This is a genomic window from Flavobacterium proteolyticum (genome assembly GCF_015223105.1).
Lineage (GTDB): Bacteria > Bacteroidota > Bacteroidia > Flavobacteriales > Flavobacteriaceae > Flavobacterium > Flavobacterium proteolyticum.
Genome location: NZ_JADFTZ010000001.1, coordinates 675,362 through 692,524, shown reverse-complemented (window position 1 = coordinate 692,524; position 17,163 = coordinate 675,362). Strand labels below are relative to the sequence as shown.

Here is a 17,163-nt window from a genome sequence, read left to right as displayed (position 1 = left end):
AATGGAACTTTACAACTACATAAAATCACTACATTTAATCTTTGTAATCACTTGGTTTGCTGGGTTGTTTTACATTGTGCGTTTATTTGTGTATCACGCCGAAGCAAAACAAAAGCCTCAGCTTGAGCAAGATATTTTAATAAAACAATACCAATTAATGCAATACCGTTTGTGGTATATCATTACTTGGCCAAGTGCTGTTTTGGCGAGTGTTTTTGCTTTTTGGATGTTGTTTTTTACTGAAGTAGGCAAAGTTTGGTTAACTCAACCTTGGATGCATGTAAAATTAGCATTTGTGTTTTTATTGTATTTGTATCATTTAAAATGCCATCAAATATTTAAAAAATTGCAAAACAATGAGGTAAAATACACATCTAGTTTTTTTAGAATATGGAACGAAGGCGCTACTATAATTCTTTTTGCTGTAGTTTTTTTAGTAATTTTAAAAAATGCAATTAATTGGATTTTTGGCGTTATTGGAATTATTGTTTTTTCAATTCTATTAATGTTAGGATATAAATTATACAAGAAAATCCGAGAAAAAAATAACAGCTAATTTTTAGCGCAACTAATGGATAGAATATTCAATTTTAAAAATCTTTCGTTACGGGTAAGAATATTTCTTTCTATGATATTCTTAACGCTTATTGCGTCTGTCCTTATAGCTGCGGTTTCCATTTATCAATTTAGAAAAGAAGCTAGAGAATATCATCAAGATCGACTAGAGCGAAAAGAAGTTGCAATTACGGAACACATTAATTATGTGCTTCAAACAACAACTTATCCATTAACAACAGAAAATATTCCCTTAATTTTTAAGGATAAAATCTTTGAGTTATCGGATATCCACAGTATGGAAATTAATTTTTTCGATTTACAAGGTAAGTTGTTGATTTCGTCGAAAGCCATTTTTAAATTAGATAAAGACAAGCCAAAAATAAATCCATCCACATTAAAAATTATTCAATCTTCATTGGATAAACGTTACATAGAATTTTCAAAGATTGACGGTCAATCGTTTCGTTCTTCTTATTCTTATTTAAAGGATACCAAGTTTAAACCCATGGGAATTTTAAATTTGCCATACGAAGAAAACACAGAATTTTATGACAATGAAGTTCAAAATTTCTTAATTCGTTTTGGACAGGTTTATGTTTTTATGTTTTTAATTTCGATTATCTTATCTTATTTCTTATCAAGTTATATTACAAAATCGTTGAAGATTATTAGTGATAAAATGGAAGAGACGCAATTGGATCAACGTAACGAGAAAATTGTAATTGAAGACGGTAGTAAAGAGATTAACTTATTGATTAATTCGTATAATAATATGGTGGATAAGTTAGAAGAAAGTGCCACCATTTTAGCACAAAGTGAAAGAGAGCAAGCTTGGCGCGAAATGGCAAAACAAGTAGCACATGAAATCAAAAATCCATTGACACCAATGCGATTAACCGTACAAAGTTTTCAAAGAAAGTTTGATGCAAACGATCCAAATATCACTCAAAAACTAGACGATTACACTAAAACTATTTTACAGCAAATTGATACGATGACGGCTGTTGCGGGTGCTTTTTCAAATTTTGCAACCATGCCAGCACAGCAAAATGAGACTTTAAATGTGGTTCGAATTGTAAAAATGGCTTTGGAAATTTTTAATGAAGATTATATTCAGTTTTCAGCATTGGAAGACGAAATTATCGCTAAATTAGATCGAACACAGCTAATTCGTGTGATTACGAATTTGGTAAAAAATGCTATTCAAGCCATACCTGAAGAGCAAGAAAATAAATTGGTTTTTGTTACCGTTTTTAGACAAGATAACGAGGTTAAAATTGCAGTAAAAGACAACGGAAAAGGAATTTCAAAAGAAAATCAGGAACGCGTTTTTGAACCAAAATTTACAACAAAATCAAGTGGAATGGGACTTGGTTTGGCCATTATTAAAAATATCATAGAAAATTATAACGGAACCATTACCTTTGAAACGGAACCAAATGTAGGGACTGAATTTTTGGTTTCTTTCCCAATAAATAAATAATCAAAACAAACAAAAATGGAAAATATTCTTATTGAAAAACAAGATGCTATTGCAATTGTAACGATTAACAGACCAACGAAATTAAACGCCTTAAATAAGGCAACTATTCAAGAATTACACGAAGGATTTAAATCATTAAATGAAGATAAATCAGTTAAAGCAATTATTGTAACGGGTAGCGGAGAAAAAGCTTTTGTTGCCGGAGCCGATATTTCTGAATTCGCCAATTTTTCAGTAGAAGAAGGCGGAAAATTAGCTGCTGAAGGACAAAGATTGTTGTTTGATTTTGTTCAAAATTTAAGCACTCCAGTAATTGCAGCAGTTAATGGTTTTGCTTTAGGTGGTGGATTAGAATTAGCGATGTCATGTCATTTTAGAGTAGCATCAGATAACGCAAAAATGGGATTACCTGAAGTAACGTTAGGAGTTATTCCAGGTTATGGAGGAACACAACGTTTAGCACAATTAGTAGGAAAAGGTCGTGCTATGGAAATGATTATGACAGCAGGAATGATTGATGCAGAAACCGCTAAAAACTACGGCTTAGTAAACCATGTTGTTCCACAAGCAGAATTGTTAGAATTGGCTACAGGAATTGCAACAAAAATCACAAAAAATTCAAGTGTAGCTATCGCCAAAGCAATTGAAGCAATTAATGCCAATTTTGAAGATGGAACAAACGGTTATGAAGTAGAAATTAAAAACTTTGGTCTTTCTTTTGGAACAGAAGATTTTAAAGAAGGAACAACGGCGTTTTTAGAAAAAAGAAAAGCAGAATTTCCAGGAAAATAAATTAATTTATAAATATGAAAAATTTTTTAACGGTTTTAATTATAAGCCTTTCGATTACTAATTTTTATGCTCAGGAAATTCCACATAGTATAACAAAAAGTCAAGTTTTTAAAGATGAATATAAACATTCGTCTATTGTTTTAGTAGAGGATGATGGAAATGACGGTGTTTTTATTGTAAGAAGTTATGCAGGAGGATTGTTTTCCTCAGGAGCTGGATATTATTTTGAACATTACGATTCTAGTTTGAAATTAATTAAAGAATATGAATATGAAATGAAACGTTCTGATATTGAAAAATATGGTTCAATTTTAGGCGTTATAATGAATGGAAATCAAGTTAGTTTAATTGATTTTGTATATAATACAAAAGATAAAGCTTTTGTTTGTTCAGCATTAACTTCAAGCATCAATGAGTTTAAATTTAATAAAAAAGAACTTTTCAGAATTGCTAGTGAAGATGTAATGAAATCACAATGGTTTGGAGATAATCAATTTGATGGAGATTCAGGAACAAACTTTATAGTTAATGAAGATAAAACAGCATTTGCTATTACAATTGATATTAAAGATAAGAATACAGAAACACACAAAGTATTTTTATTTGACAACAAGTTGAACAAAAATATTGAACACAATTTTAAACGAGATATCAAAGATAAAAAGTTTGTATACGAAAATATCGATGTTTCAAAAGATGGAAAGAATCTATATCTTTTAGGTAAGGTTTTTACAGAAGAGAAAAAGAAGAAAAAAGAAGGTGGAAAATATCAGTATGAGTTAACCAGAATTAGTAATGAAGGGCAAGCAACACAAGTTTTTGACACTGATGAGCATTTTTCAGGTTCATTAAAAACAATTGTTTTTCAAGATAAATTAACCTGTATTGGTTTTTATTCTGATAGAAAAGATTATCGCTTCAAAGGAATTAGTTATTTTGAACTAGACCCAATTACTTTGGCAATTCGTAAATCGAAATACAATCCATTTACCGAGCAATTTATTATTGATAAATACGGAAAAAATAAAGATAAAGAATTGAAAAATTTATCTTTTAGAGGTATTTTGATAACACAACAAAATGAAATTGTTTTTAATGCAGAAGAATATTACGTAACATCACATTATCAAAGTACTCCTAATGGTGGTGGTTATTGGAGATATGTTTATCATTATGATGATATTGTAAGTGCAAAAATGGCAAACGACGGTAGTATTATTTGGGCAAGAAATATAAACAAGCGTCAATCAACTAGCGGGGATGAATCTTATATTTCGTATACTTCTACAATCAAAGGAAACGATACGTACTTTTTTATCAATACAGGCGAAAAAGTAAAGAAATTGAGTAATGATAGAATTCAATTTGGTCAAACAAGTACAAAACGATCTAATCTTAATGTAATAAGAATTACTCCAGATGGAAATTTTAGTTTTCAAGAAATTTTAGATGATAAAGCAAATGAAGTACCATTTATGGTTTCGGATGGTGCACTTTCTAAAAATTCTGTTTATTTCATAGGTCGAAAAGGCAAGAAAAAACAACTACTAAAAGTTACTTTATAAAAAAAAGGAGATTGTTTTCACAATCTCCTTTTTTTATTCCTGTCCGTCCCATTCAGCATAAAATTGACTCAAAAACGTTACCATAAAATCATGGCGTTTTTGGGCGATTTTTTTACCTGATTCGGTATTCATTTTGTCTTTTAAAAGTAATAGTTTTTCGTAAAAGTGATTCAAAGTTGGCGATTCACTATTCTTATATTCCTCTTTACTCATGTTTAAGTTTGGTTGAATATTTGGATTGTAAAGAGGTCTGTTTTTGAATCCTCCATAATTAAAAGTACGAGCAATTCCTATCGCGCCAAGCGCATCCAATCGATCGGCATCTTGAACAATTTCTAATTCTTTGGAATTGAATTTCTTTTCGAAATTTCCGCCTTTAAACGAAATATTTTCAATAATAGCAATTACATGTAAAATAATGTCTTCTGAAACATTTTGCGATTCTAAAAAAGTTCTCGCTGTTTTAGGACCAACCGTTTCATCGCCACCATGAAATTTAGAATCGGCAATATCATGTAAAAGTGCACCAAGTTTTACTACGGTTAAATCACATTCTTCGCCTTCGGCAATTAATAAAGCATTTTTATAAACGCGTTCAATGTGAAACCAATCGTGACCACCCTCAGCATGAGCTAGTTGATTCTTTACAAAAAGTATAGTATTATTGATAATTTGCATGGTTCTAATTTACAAAAAAATTCCAAACTCATAATTGAATTTGGAATCTTAAATTTTAATTTCAGAATGTTATTTTACCAAAGCAGGTTGCACCCATTTAAAAAGTTGCCCTTCAGCAGGAACTACTAATCGTTCCGAAATTCTTGTCATTCTTTCAGGTAGTTTCATTAAGTAATCACGAGCTTTTTCAGCCTCATCCGTAAGATTACAGATTTTATCAATCTCCCATTTTTCATTCAATTTTTTTAGAATGTCTACATAATCCATTGCCGTGTAAACACCTAAACGTTGTGCTGATTCTGAGAATTTTTCAAAAGCAGTTCCAATACTTTCACCAGATTCTCTAATTAAATGTGCAGGCATTGTGATTTTTTTCTTCATCATGTATTGAAACGACAACATCATTTCGCTTGGATCAATTTCAAAAATACGTTTTACAAATTCACTATAGGCTAAGTGATGACGCATTTCGTCTCCAGCAATTAAATTACACATTTTGAATAATTTTTTATCACCAAATTTCTTCGCCATCTGTGCTACACGATTGTGTGAAACATACGTAGCTAATTCTTGAAAACTAGTGAAAACAAAGTTCTTGTATGGATCTCGATCAGTTCCGGGATCAAAACCATCGTTGATTAAATGCTGTGTTGTAATTTCAACTTCGCGCATATTAACTCTTCCCGAAAGGTATAAGTATTTGTTTAAAACATCACCGTGACGATTTTCTTCACCTGTCCATTGGCGTAACCATTTTGCCCAACCGTTATCGCCTTTTTCTCCTTTTTGCGAAACACCTTCAACATCCATTAACCAGGTTTCGTATGTTGGTAAAGCTTCTTCTGTAATAGTATCACCTACTAATACAACCCAGAAATCATAAGGTAAATCTTTTGCGATTTCGCGTAGTTCTTTTACTTCTTCTAAGAAATTTTCTTTTGACGAATCAGGTAATAAATCAGTTGGTTGCCAAATTTTTTCGACAGGAATTAAGAATTCTTCCATGAAATGATCCACTTTTTTTTCTAAAAATTGCATCACTTCTAAACGGACATTTTGAATAGACATAGGGGTTATATTTTAATATGTTTTGTAATTACAGATTCGGTTTTTTCAAAAATTTCTTCAAACGGATGTTCTGAAATTTTCATAGGCTCATGAATGGTGAATTCTAAACGAGTTCCTAATCCGAGAGGGAAAGTACCGAATTTAGTCATTTTCCATGAATTATTTATAGTAATTGGCAAGAAGTAGGCATCTGGAGCAAATTTGTATAACATTTTTAATCCGTTCACTGCAAATGGTTTAGGGGTTCCGGTTTTACTTCTTGTTCCTTCTGGGAATATGACAACCGAGTAATTATTATTATTAATTAATTCGGCTACTTTTTTAATTTCAGGTAAAGCTTGTTTTGGGTCTTTTCTGTCAATTAAAGCCGAACCTCCGTGTTTTAAATTGTATGAAACACTAGGGATTCCTTTTCCTAATTCAATTTTACTGATGAATTTTGGGTGCACTTTTCGTAAAAACCAAATGATTGTAGTAATATCATGTAAACTTTGATGATTTGCAACAATAACTAAAGGTTTGTTTTCAGGAACATTTTCCATTCCTTTAATATGATAGGTGGTTCCAACAACATGTGCGGTTCTAACCAAAAACCAGTTTAAATAAGCCACACTTAAACGATGCGCATTATACCCAAAAACATTGAAGCAAATCCATTGTATTGGGTGGAAAATCAATAACCAAAGTAAGAATAGAATGTAATAAACTATTGATAGTGGGTATGAAAGAATTTTTTCCATATGAAAATCAATTTGAGCAAAAGTAAGCTATAAAATAAAAAACCACCAATGTTTTGGTGGTTTTTATAGTATGCCAGCATAGTATCTTAACAAAATTCGCTGTAAGCGTCTTTTAAATTTTCAGCAATTAATTCTGCAGGACGACCTTCGATGTGATGACGTTCTAACATGTGAACTAATTCTCCATTTTTAAATAATGCCATACTTGGAGACGATGGTGGAAAAGGGAACATTTCTGCTCTTGCTGCATCAACAGCTTCTCTGTCTACTCCAGCAAAAACAGTGATTAAGTTAGCAGGTTTTTTACCACCTTCTAAACTCATTTTTGCTCCTGGACGCGCATTTCTAGCAGCACAACCACAAACCGAATTAATCACCACTAAAGTTGTTCCTTCAGCTTTGATAGCGTTTTTTACGTCATCTGCTGTATATAAATTTTTGAAACCTGCATCTGTTAATTCAGCACGCATTGGGTTTACCATTTCTTCTGGATACATAATGTATATTGTTATAAGTTAACGATTCGCAAAGTTACAAAGTTTTTTGCTAGTTACAGAATACCAATTCATAAAGATTTGTTATGATTGGATAGTTTGCTCTTATTTGAAAATTCTACCAAATAAAGCTTTCACAAAAATCATTTTTGGGCATCTCCAAATCACTTGCAAATCCTCTGAAAAAGAAGTTTCTTCATCTAAAAATTTAAAAATTACACTTGAATTTCCTTCTTTAAACATCGAAGAAAATATTTTAGAACCCAATTCGTTTTTTGAACTCAAAATATCCAACAACAACAAATCATAGAACCAAAATTTATCTTTTTTGTGATATTTCGTAAAGTCAGATTCAGATTTTAGAAATTGAACTAGAGCTTTTGATTTTTTGGAAGCATTTTTAAAAGTATAACCTGTACTTGCTTTAGTCCAACCGCCAGCCGAACCTATATTTACAATATTCTTAGTGTTGTGTTTCCAAAACGGATAACACGTCATCGGAATATTCCCTTGTTCTTTTTCTGTGATTTCGTATTCTGTTATACCTAAATTTTCAATGTATTTCTGAATTTCAGCTTCGTATTCTTCCTTAGAAAGTAAGTTTTTTGAAAATAAGGTGTATTCCAACAACGCTTCATTTTCTGATGTTGGCAAAACATACATAAAACGCGTATTGCCTTTTTGTTCCACCGAAAAATCCATGAAAGTAGCACAATTTGGAGTAAAAACCGCTTCTTTACTTTTAATAAACCAACCTATAAAATGTTGATGGATTAAAGGAAATTTGGTTTGTGAGGTTACAGCTTCTGGATTGTAAATAGAATTAAAAACCTTGTTACAAGTGAAAGCCTCTTGTTCTGTTTTTACAATGCAATGATTTCCTAATTCTGTAAAATCAACTACTTTTTGATTTAGAAAATGAATGTTTTTATGTTCGGAAATCTTTTTGAAAACCGATTCGTAAAAATCCAAACCATTAATTTTCTTGTATTGATAAGGTGCTAATTCTAAAACTCGATTAAATTTCTCATTCGCAAAAATCGCTTGATTCCATTTTTTTGATACGATGTCTTCAAATAAATTATCTTCATCCCAAAAACACCAAGTTCTATCGTTTACTTTTTTAGTATTTTCATCAATTAGTAAAATGGATTTGTCATCGAATTTTCCAGATACAAGCATTTCATAAACTGTCATTAAAGCCGATAATCCTGAACCTGTAAAAATGTAATGATAATGTTGCATTAATAAATCGTATATCGAATTCCTAAAAAGCCTCTAATTCCTTGGTTAGGTGAATACACATAAGTTGCGTCAAAATTTTCACCAAAAGGATCTTCAGCTCCAGCTATTAAATATGGAGTTCCTTTGTTTGGTGTCCAATTCAAAATATTTTTTACACCGCCATAAAGTTCAAAACTACGAAATTTTTTATAAGTAAACTGAATGTTTTGCAAACTCCAAATAGGAGAATATTCAGGTCTTGGGTCTAAATCGCCTAAAATCGGCAATCGCATCGGTCCGTATAAATTCCCAGTGTAATCAATGGATAAAAACCATTTTGGAATATCGTACGTTATGGCCCAATTGGCGCTGTATTTTTCTGTTAGAACAGGTGTTGAACTTACTCCGTTTTGAACATTCTTTGCTTCCATAATCGTAAAACCAAGAATTGCTTTCAATCCAAAAGACGTAACCAAATCGATATTACCGCTAATTCCCAAAGTTTGGGCATATCCGTTTAGGTTGGAATAAATAATTTGGTTCGGATTGGTGTCGTAATCTGGAATAATTTGGTTGTTAAAATACGTATACCAAGCCGAAGTTTCAAATCCTAAAAAAGTGCCATTTTCAAATCTAATTTTCTTCAAATAATTGAAATTGATATTGTACGAAGTTTCAGGATTTAAATCTTCAGTAATGATAACGTCTCTTGATCCAGTCAAAGCGGCGTGATCTTCGGTAAATAAATTCACAATTCTAAATCCAGTTCCGGCATTAATTCGGAACACATCGTTTTCGGTTGGATTCCATTTGTAGGCAATTCTAGGTGTAAAAATGTTTCCGTGATTGTTATTGTAATCGTATCTAGCACCTAATAAAATATGATGTTTTGTAGCCAATTTTATTTCATCTTGAAGAAAAACACTATAAATTTTTGTCTGTTCTGCCGAAATTGTCGCCGGTGTATTATCGTCATAATATTGATAACGAAAAGCTGCTCCCAATAACAAATTGTGATTTTCTAACTTTTTATCCCAAGTATATTGTCCGAAAGCAATTTTTTGATTTGCCAAGTAAATCGTATTTCCATACACCGAATTTTGGTCATGAGCAGTCATTGAAAACGATAAATACATGTTTTCTGTAGTTGGTAATTGATATTTGCTCAAAAGTTCTACACGTTTAGTGTAAATGCTTTCTCCATACACTTCCGAACCACCGCGATACGATTTGTTCCATTGCATTTCGCCACCCCAACGGTCTTCGTAAAATAATCGTCCTGCGATGGTGAATTCTTTGTTGTTTTTTTGTTCGAAATTCCATTTGTTGAAAATGGAAATGCGTTCTTGTAAGGTTACATCGGTAAAGTTATCGTTGTTATTGTCAATCGGTTGGTTGTAATTGTAATAATTGATGCCGATTAAAGTAACCGCTTTTTTTCCAACCGAACTTTTCCAACCTAAATCCACATTGGTTTCTAACCAAGAAGTCGAAAAAATATCAGCAGAAAACAAAGGTGCACTCAAAGGTTTTTTGGTAATAATGTTTATTAAACCTCCAACGGCTTCACTTCCATATAAACTTGATGCTGGACCTTTTACCACTTCAACTCTCTCAATCAAAGAATTCGGAATTCCTGATAAGCCATAAACAGTTGAAAGTGCGCTTACAATCGGCATTCCGTCAATCGTAACCATCGTATACGGACCTTCTAATCCGTTGATGTGAATATCGCCAGTGTTGCAAATGTTGCAATTGAGTTGAGGGCGAACACCGTTTACGTTTTGTAAAGCTTCAAAAATATTAGAAGTTGGGTTTTTCTTTAAAAAAGCAGTGGTATATACTTCAACGGGAACAGGAGTTTCCATTCTTGAAACGGGTTTTAGAGTTCCAGAAATTACCACATCATCTAATGTGTTTGCATCTTCAATTAGGTTAAAGTTAAGGGTTGTTTCGTTGTTTTCTGTGAGCGTTATCTTCTTTTTTTCGGGTTTAAACCCAATGTAGGAAGCTGTAATTGTATAAGAACCAGATGGAATATCTTTAAATTCATATAAACCATTTTCATCGGTTTCAACACCTTTATTTAATTCACTTATATAAATGTTGGTAAATGACAAAGCTTCATTTTTAGTTGTCACTTTACCCTTTATGGTGTTTTGTGAAAAGGTAAAAAGTGAGAAAAGTAGGGTTGTATAAATAAATATTTTAAACATTATAAAATTAAATTTAGACAAAACTAAAAATAAAACATTTACAAAACTAAAAAAACTTTATATATTTGTCAAAATGAATTGTTTATGACCATTTCGGAAGAAAACTATATTAAAGTTATTTATCATTTGTCGTTGGTTTCTCCAAAAGGCGTTAATACTAACGCTATAGCAGGAATGCTAGATACCAAAGCGTCATCGGTTACCGATATGTTGAAGAAACTTTCGGATAAAGATTTGGTAAGTTATCAAAAATACCAAGGCGTTACTTTAACAGATAAAGGATTTTTTTCAGCAAAAATGATTGTGAGAAAACACCGTTTGTGGGAAGTTTTTTTAGTGGATAAATTAGGTTTTTCTTGGGATGAAGTGCATGAAATTGCTGAAGAATTAGAACACATCAAATCCGAACAATTAATTAATAAATTGGATGCTTTTTTAGGTTTTCCAGTTGCTGATCCACACGGAGATCCTATTCCAGATGCAAAAGGTGTGATTAAGAAAATAGAGAAACAACTCTTATCAGAAGTGGAAATAAATGCTTCATTTCATTGTGTCGGAGTAAAAGATTCTTCAACCGATTTTTTAAAATATTTAGATAAGCAAAAAATAGCTTTAGGTTCGGTTGTTAAGGTAATCGACAGAGAAGATTTTGATGACACGTTAACCGTTGAAATTGATGGAAAAAGATTAACGATTTCCAATAAAATTGCTAATAATTTATACGTTCAATAATTATGTTTGATTCAATTATCCATTTTTTTGAGAGTATTGACCCTATTTTGGCGGCTTTTTTGGCTACAACATTTACGTGGGGTTTAACAGCATTTGGTGCTTCATTTGTGTTCTTTTTTAAGAATATGAATCGTGTAGTGTTAGATGGAATGCTTGGTTTTACAGGAGGTGTTATGGTGGCAGCAAGTTTTTGGAGTTTATTAGCTCCTGCTATCGAAATGAGTCATGGAGAAGGTTTTGTAAAAGTAATTCCAGCAACGGTTGGATTCGCTATGGGAGCTTTATTTATTTTTGGATTGGATAAAGTGTTGCCTCACATGCACATTAATTTCAAAGAAACGGAAGGAATTAAATCGCCTTGGCAAAGAACCACTCTTTTAGTATTAGCCATTACGTTGCACAATATTCCTGAAGGATTAGCGGTTGGGGTTTTGTTTGGCGGAGTCGCAGCGGGAATTCCAGAAGCTTCAATTGCTGGAGCGGTTACTTTGGCTATTGGTATTGGAATTCAAAATTTTCCTGAGGGAATTGCCGTTTCTATGCCATTACGAAGAATGGGAATGAACAGAAGAAAAAGTTTCATGTACGGACAATCATCTGCTATAGTAGAACCAATTTTTGGAGTTTTAGGAGCTGTTGCTGTTACTTTTTTCACTCCAATTTTACCTTATGCGCTGGCTTTTGCAGCTGGAGCCATGATTTTTGTAGTAGTTGAAGAAGTAATTCCTGAAACGCAACAAGATAAAAATACCGATATCGCTACGTTAGGTTTTATCGGCGGATTTATCGTGATGATGACTTTAGATGTAGCTCTAGGTTAAGCTATAAATCTTTGTTAAAACGTTTTACATTGTATTTTCGATGTTTATTTTTGCGTCATGATACGATTGATAAATAGAACTAGTTTTGGAAAATTCCTTTGGATTTTCATGGCGTTTTATTTCTTGAATTGTAGTGTAGATGCACCTGATGTCCAAATTTTTTCTCAACAAGAAAATCTAAAATTCAACGATCAAGAGAGTATTGTAGAACTTTTGGTTGAAAAAGTATTGGGTTTTGAAAATGCTATTTCTGAGCAAGATGATGTTGAGAATACTTCTCAAAAATCAATAAAAAAATCGACTTCTTTAGATTTTTTTGTTTTCAATCTAAATGATGGTTTTAACAGTAATAACTTTAATTGGAATTCCAATGAAAAGTCGATTTTACAATTACCATTTTTTGATAGTATTTCTTTAGAAATAACTTCGCCACCACCACTTATTTAATTTGATTTTTTATAACTTATTTTAACTCCAAAAACGGAGTAATTTTTACATGTTTATTACTATCAAATTAGAATATGAAAACACACTATTATGTTTTAGTAGGGTTGATGGTTTCCCTTTTTACAATTCCATTACAAGCACAAACTGAAAACGAAATAAAAGACAGTTTGTTTATTCAAGAAGTTGAAAACCCAAAACTTCGACCTAAAATCTTACATGCCGAGCCGCTTTATATTGATTTAATTCGGGATTTGGGAGCTCGAAAAGGCGAAAAAGAATGGAATGTTGGTTTTGGTTTAGCGGATGCTAATTCGTATGATAAATACACTGCCTTGGTAGAATACGAATGGGCGCCAATAGACCGTTTGGGTTTGGAAATTGAATTACCTTTTTCGTTTTATTATCCATTAGCAAATGATGTAAAGGCTCCAAATAGCAAGCTTAATGGCTTAAAATTAGCTGCTCAATATTCTTTTTTGGTTTCGGAAAAGTATAAAACTTCCCTAGCAATTGGCTACATTCATGAATTTGAAATGACGGAATTTAAAAATTATGACAATGATCGATTTTTTAAAGGAAATCTATACAATCCGTTTTTTGTAGCAGCTAAAAGATGGGGCGATAATTTTCATACATTGTTGTACACCGGACCTGTTTTTGAGCATAATTTTAGTGAGAATTCTTGGCATACGAATTACCAAATCAATTCCAATTTTCATTATATGATTCCGGGAACTCGTAATTTTATTGGAATAGAATTCAATAAAGAAATCAATCACAATAACGATTTTGATATGACCATTCGTCCACAAATGAGAGTAGGAATTGCTGAAAATCTAATGGTAGGAATTGTTACTGGAATTCCAGTAAATAGAGAAAATGAACGTTTTAGTTCGTTCTTACGATTGATATACGAACCAAGTCATAAAAAGAAGCACTAATTATGACAAGCACAATCATCGCCACAAGGTTTTGATTTCTTTGGGCGTTTTTTCCAAAAGAATTTCTTTACCAAAAAACCTACGGCTATGGCTAATGAAAGGTAAACTAAGATTTGTTGTATATCCATAATGCAAAAATAAGAAAAGCAATCTCATTATTATTGAGATTGCTTTTTTATTAACTTAAAACTAACTGAAAATTATTAAAATTGAGCGGCAATTCCGATTGATGCACTGAAAGGCATTCCTGGTCTTAATCCTGCTGGAACTCTTGAAACTAAATAAGTAGTATCAAAAAGGTTGTTGATGTTTCCAGTTAGGCTAAAATGTTTGTTGAATTTATATTTTGAACCAAAATCTACAACCGTATTGTTTGGTACAGAAAATTCATTTGGGATAGAACCTTGACCGGCAACTGTTCTGAATTCACCATTAAATCTTGCACCTAAAATCAATTCAAATTTAGCGTGTTCTAATGCAATTGAAGCATTAAATTGGTGTTTTGAAATGTATGGAATCTCATCTCCTTTTGTGATTGTTCCCCAAGCTCCATCTGTACTTGCAAATTCGTTAACAAATTCGGTATCGGTTAAAGTATATCCAAAAGTAATTGGTAATTTGAATTTACTCTCTTCTTTTAAAACTTGGTAGTTTAATAACAACTCAATTCCTTTTACATTTGCTTCACCTGCGTTAAACTGGTCTAATGTTCCAGAACCACCACTTGCAGCTAAATCGCTACCTAATAGATTAGAATAGTCATTAAAATACGCTACAATTTCTCCTGACAATTTGTTGTATTTAAAACGAGAACCTAATTCGTAATTTACACTTTTCTCAGCTTCAGTCCCTTCTCTGTTTGTTGGTGGTGCAAAACCTTTATGAACTCCTCCGAAAAATGATAAGTTATTGTTGATTCTATAATTTGCTCCAACACCTGGTAACCAAACTTTAACATGATTATCATTTTCAACTAAGTTTGCGCCCGTTCTTGTTACGTCATTTGTTCCGTAGTTTTTGTTTAATAAATCTATAGTTTCAAAACGTATACCAGGCGTAACAGTTAAGTCGTTATATTTGATTTTGTATAATGCGTGTGCTGCAAGTGCTTCAGCATAAGCAATTCTGTTGTCTTGTGTTCCTGGAGTTCCTGCTGTAGTCAATACCATCGAACCATCAATCATAGCATAGCTATCATTCCATTGAAAACGGTCTTCGCTGTCTTTGTGATAACGAACGCCTATTTCTAAATCATGGTAAACGTCTCCTGTTAAGAAATGAAAATCTAACTTAGTTTGAACTCCTTGAGCTAAATATCCTCTATTGTTTGCACGAACTCGTAAAGCGTTGTTTGGTGAGTTTTGTGCACCTGTTACATAATCAAAAGCTAATGCATTTGTTGTTGGATCTTCTAAAATTGCATCAATGTTGTAAGTAGTTCCACCAAAACGTACATCGTTTAGTTTGTACCAGTTTCTTGAGAACTTATTACGATAAGCCGTTGTGGTTACACTAAAATAGTTGCTTGTTTTTAAGGTATGTGTAACCGAAAATTGATTATTTTTTGTTGTAATGTTATCTTTTTCCGAACCTGCATATCGCATAAAAGGAGAATTATTAAAGTCTTCCTCTGTTAGACCTAAATATGTTTCATTAGCATCTTCATCTGCATAAACCATTTTAAATTCAATAGCATTGTAAATTTTACTAGTAGGTTTAGATTGCACTCTAAATTTAGCCATTACATCTTTTTTGTCAAAACCTGTGTTGGCACCACTTGGTAAATTTTTAAAACCATCTGAATTGTAGTTTAAGAATTGAACCACAGCGCCTACCGTTTCATTTGCAATTCCAACATTAGCAACAGTACGACTCGTATTAAAACTTCCGTAATCCGTTAAAAATCCTGCACTAAATTTTTTAGGAATCGCTGCCGAAACAAAGTTGATAGTACCACCCGTAGTAAATGGTCCATATTGAATTTGACTACTTCCTTTTAAGATTTCTACAGCACTCATACGAGCAACTGATGGGAAATAATAGGCTGCTGGTGCTGAATATGGAGCTGGAGCAATTAAAACGTTATCTTCCATTAGAGTGATTTTTGCACTTCTATCAGGTGAAGTTCCTCTTAAACTGATATTTGGTCTTAAGCCAAAACCATCTTCTTCATAAACATTAACTCCTGTTACTGTTCTTAAAACACGGTTGATATCGGTATAGTTGAATTTTTGTAAATCTTCTGTTGAAATGTAGGAAGCTGAACCTGTTTTATTAGCTGCTTCAAATTTACTTCCGATGATTTGATTGGCAGAAACAACAACTTCTTTTAATGTTTTTACAGAATCGTTTTTAGTTTCGTTTTCTTGTGAAAAAGCTATTCCTGAGATTAATAGGGTAATTGGAGCAATTATATATTTCATCTTTATTTAGATTAATTCTACAAAGCAAAAATAATCACTAAAATTTATTTAGACAAATTATAAATAAAGATTTTTGTCGAATTATTTACAATTGGGAGTTTTAAGAAAAAAAAATTGTTTTTAAAAAAAAATCGATAAAAACTTTAACATTTTGTAATAAAAACAACTTTTTTAAAAGTATATACCTGCTCCAACTGTTATGAAATTATAATTAGGTGAAGCAATTTTTAAGTGTTCATATCCTAACGAGAAAAAATAATTCTTTTTGTGATATTTTCCTCTAAGTTCAAAAGAATTTACAGGCAAACCATTTATTTTGCTCCACATCATCGCACTATTAAAACTGATGTTTTTTATTGCAAAAATATCAGTATGCAAACCATAGGAGAAGCCTACTTTTTGAACATCATTACCAACGTAAGTAGCGCCAAGCGTCCAACCTAAATTGAATTTTTTAAATCGAATCCTATCATAAGCCACGTTAAATTGAAACAATGACAGGTTTGAAAAACGATTTGTAAATATGTTTTTTTCCAACAGTTCTCGGTAATCAGCTTGCACATAAAAATATTGAAAAGGTCTAAATTTTGCTTTTAGATGATTTCCAAATATATTGTTGTTGCTGTAAAGAAAATGATTTTCAACATCAAATCGCATCAAATTTCCATATTGAATACTGTCGTTGTCATTTCTAAAATTTCCAGATTCGCCATCGAAATAAGGATATTTAGAAAGTGAATTATACAAATGATTTTCGCTTCTATAATCGCCAATAGTGGAATAAAAACTCACATATAAAAATCCTTCAACAAATAATCCTGCTAATCCAAAGTCATTTGAAGAAGAACTTCTGGAAGAACCCGAACTCGAAGAACGAGAAGAATTTCCAGATTTTAATTCACTTTTAGACTTGTCGATTTTCTGAGAAAACAAACTATTTAAAGTTAAAATAGTAATCAGAACAAATAATGTTTTTTTCAT

Annotated in this window: 16 protein-coding genes; 8 read left to right on the top strand and 8 right to left on the bottom strand. The window is 32.0% G+C overall.

Translation table 11 applies throughout. The features are described 5' to 3' along the window. Position 1 precedes the first annotated feature (1 nt). The 4 genes from IM755_RS03055 to IM755_RS03040 all read left to right on the top strand — a co-directional run bounded on the left by IM755_RS03055 (position 2) and on the right by IM755_RS03040 (position 4,398). Positions 2-556, top strand: a complete 555-nt coding sequence (locus IM755_RS03055; RefSeq protein ID WP_194093566.1) for a CopD family protein — start codon at positions 2-4, stop codon at positions 554-556. 72 nt (positions 557-628) lie between these two features. After that, positions 629-2,041, top strand: coding sequence for a sensor histidine kinase (locus IM755_RS03050; RefSeq protein ID WP_194093565.1), 1,413 nt, complete (start codon positions 629-631; stop codon positions 2,039-2,041). A 15-nt stretch (positions 2,042-2,056) separates the two neighbouring features. After that, the gene (locus IM755_RS03045; protein WP_194093564.1) at positions 2,057-2,833 is read left to right on the top strand and encodes an enoyl-CoA hydratase/isomerase family protein; all 777 of its coding nucleotides are present in this window, start codon (positions 2,057-2,059) and stop codon (positions 2,831-2,833) included. Positions 2,834-2,847: 14 nt separating this feature from the next. Beyond that, entirely contained in the window at positions 2,848-4,398 is a 1,551-nt protein-coding gene (locus IM755_RS03040) for a hypothetical protein (RefSeq protein WP_194093563.1), read from the top strand. Between the two features lie 33 nt (positions 4,399-4,431). On the opposite strand, the gene IM755_RS03035 is transcribed toward IM755_RS03040, so the two are convergent. The 6 genes from IM755_RS03035 to IM755_RS03010 all read right to left on the bottom strand — a co-directional run bounded on the left by IM755_RS03035 (position 4,432) and on the right by IM755_RS03010 (position 10,818). Beyond that, a complete protein-coding gene (locus tag IM755_RS03035) occupies positions 4,432-5,076 on the bottom strand; it encodes an HD domain-containing protein (RefSeq protein ID WP_194093562.1) in 645 nt (214 codons plus the stop codon). A gap of 69 nt (positions 5,077-5,145) precedes the next feature. Further along, complete coding sequence (locus IM755_RS03030; RefSeq protein WP_194093561.1) at positions 5,146-6,144, bottom strand: acyl-ACP desaturase; 999 nt, start codon at positions 6,142-6,144, stop codon at positions 5,146-5,148. 5 nt (positions 6,145-6,149) lie between these two features. Continuing rightward, positions 6,150-6,884, bottom strand: a complete 735-nt coding sequence (locus IM755_RS03025) for a lysophospholipid acyltransferase family protein (RefSeq protein ID WP_194093560.1) — start codon at positions 6,882-6,884, stop codon at positions 6,150-6,152. Between the two features lie 86 nt (positions 6,885-6,970). Beyond that, on the bottom strand, positions 6,971-7,381 hold the full coding sequence (locus IM755_RS03020) for a BrxA/BrxB family bacilliredoxin (RefSeq protein WP_194093559.1): 411 nt from the start codon (positions 7,379-7,381) through the stop codon (positions 6,971-6,973). 102 nt (positions 7,382-7,483) lie between these two features. After that, the gene (locus IM755_RS03015; RefSeq protein ID WP_194093558.1) at positions 7,484-8,623 is read right to left on the bottom strand and encodes a lycopene cyclase family protein; all 1,140 of its coding nucleotides are present in this window, start codon (positions 8,621-8,623) and stop codon (positions 7,484-7,486) included. Then, positions 8,623-10,818 carry a TonB-dependent receptor gene (locus tag IM755_RS03010; RefSeq protein ID WP_194093557.1) on the bottom strand — a complete coding sequence of 732 codons (2,196 nt, stop codon included), beginning with the start codon at positions 10,816-10,818 and terminating at the stop codon, positions 8,623-8,625. The genes IM755_RS03015 and IM755_RS03010 overlap by 1 nt, the downstream gene beginning before the upstream one ends. A gap of 84 nt (positions 10,819-10,902) precedes the next feature. On the opposite strand from IM755_RS03010, the gene IM755_RS03005 reads away from it, so the two are divergent. From IM755_RS03005 to IM755_RS02990, 4 genes are all read left to right on the top strand, one after another. After that, entirely contained in the window at positions 10,903-11,550 is a 648-nt protein-coding gene (locus IM755_RS03005; protein ID WP_194093556.1) for a metal-dependent transcriptional regulator, read from the top strand. Positions 11,551-11,552: 2 nt separating this feature from the next. Further along, a complete protein-coding gene (locus tag IM755_RS03000) occupies positions 11,553-12,371 on the top strand; it encodes a ZIP family metal transporter (RefSeq protein WP_194093555.1) in 819 nt (272 codons plus the stop codon). Between the two features lie 57 nt (positions 12,372-12,428). Beyond that, positions 12,429-12,818, top strand: coding sequence for a hypothetical protein (locus tag IM755_RS02995; RefSeq protein ID WP_194093554.1), 390 nt, complete (start codon positions 12,429-12,431; stop codon positions 12,816-12,818). Between the two features lie 107 nt (positions 12,819-12,925). After that, positions 12,926-13,759, top strand: coding sequence for an HAEPLYID family protein (locus IM755_RS02990; protein ID WP_228063900.1), 834 nt, complete (start codon positions 12,926-12,928; stop codon positions 13,757-13,759). 203 nt (positions 13,760-13,962) lie between these two features. On the opposite strand, the gene IM755_RS02985 is transcribed toward IM755_RS02990, so the two are convergent. Continuing rightward, positions 13,963-16,182 (bottom strand): TonB-dependent receptor family protein, encoded by a 2,220-nt coding sequence (locus IM755_RS02985; protein ID WP_194093552.1) that lies wholly within the window; start codon positions 16,180-16,182, stop codon positions 13,963-13,965. Between the two features lie 171 nt (positions 16,183-16,353). Then, positions 16,354-17,163, bottom strand: coding sequence for a hypothetical protein (locus IM755_RS02980; RefSeq protein ID WP_194093551.1), 810 nt, complete (start codon positions 17,161-17,163; stop codon positions 16,354-16,356).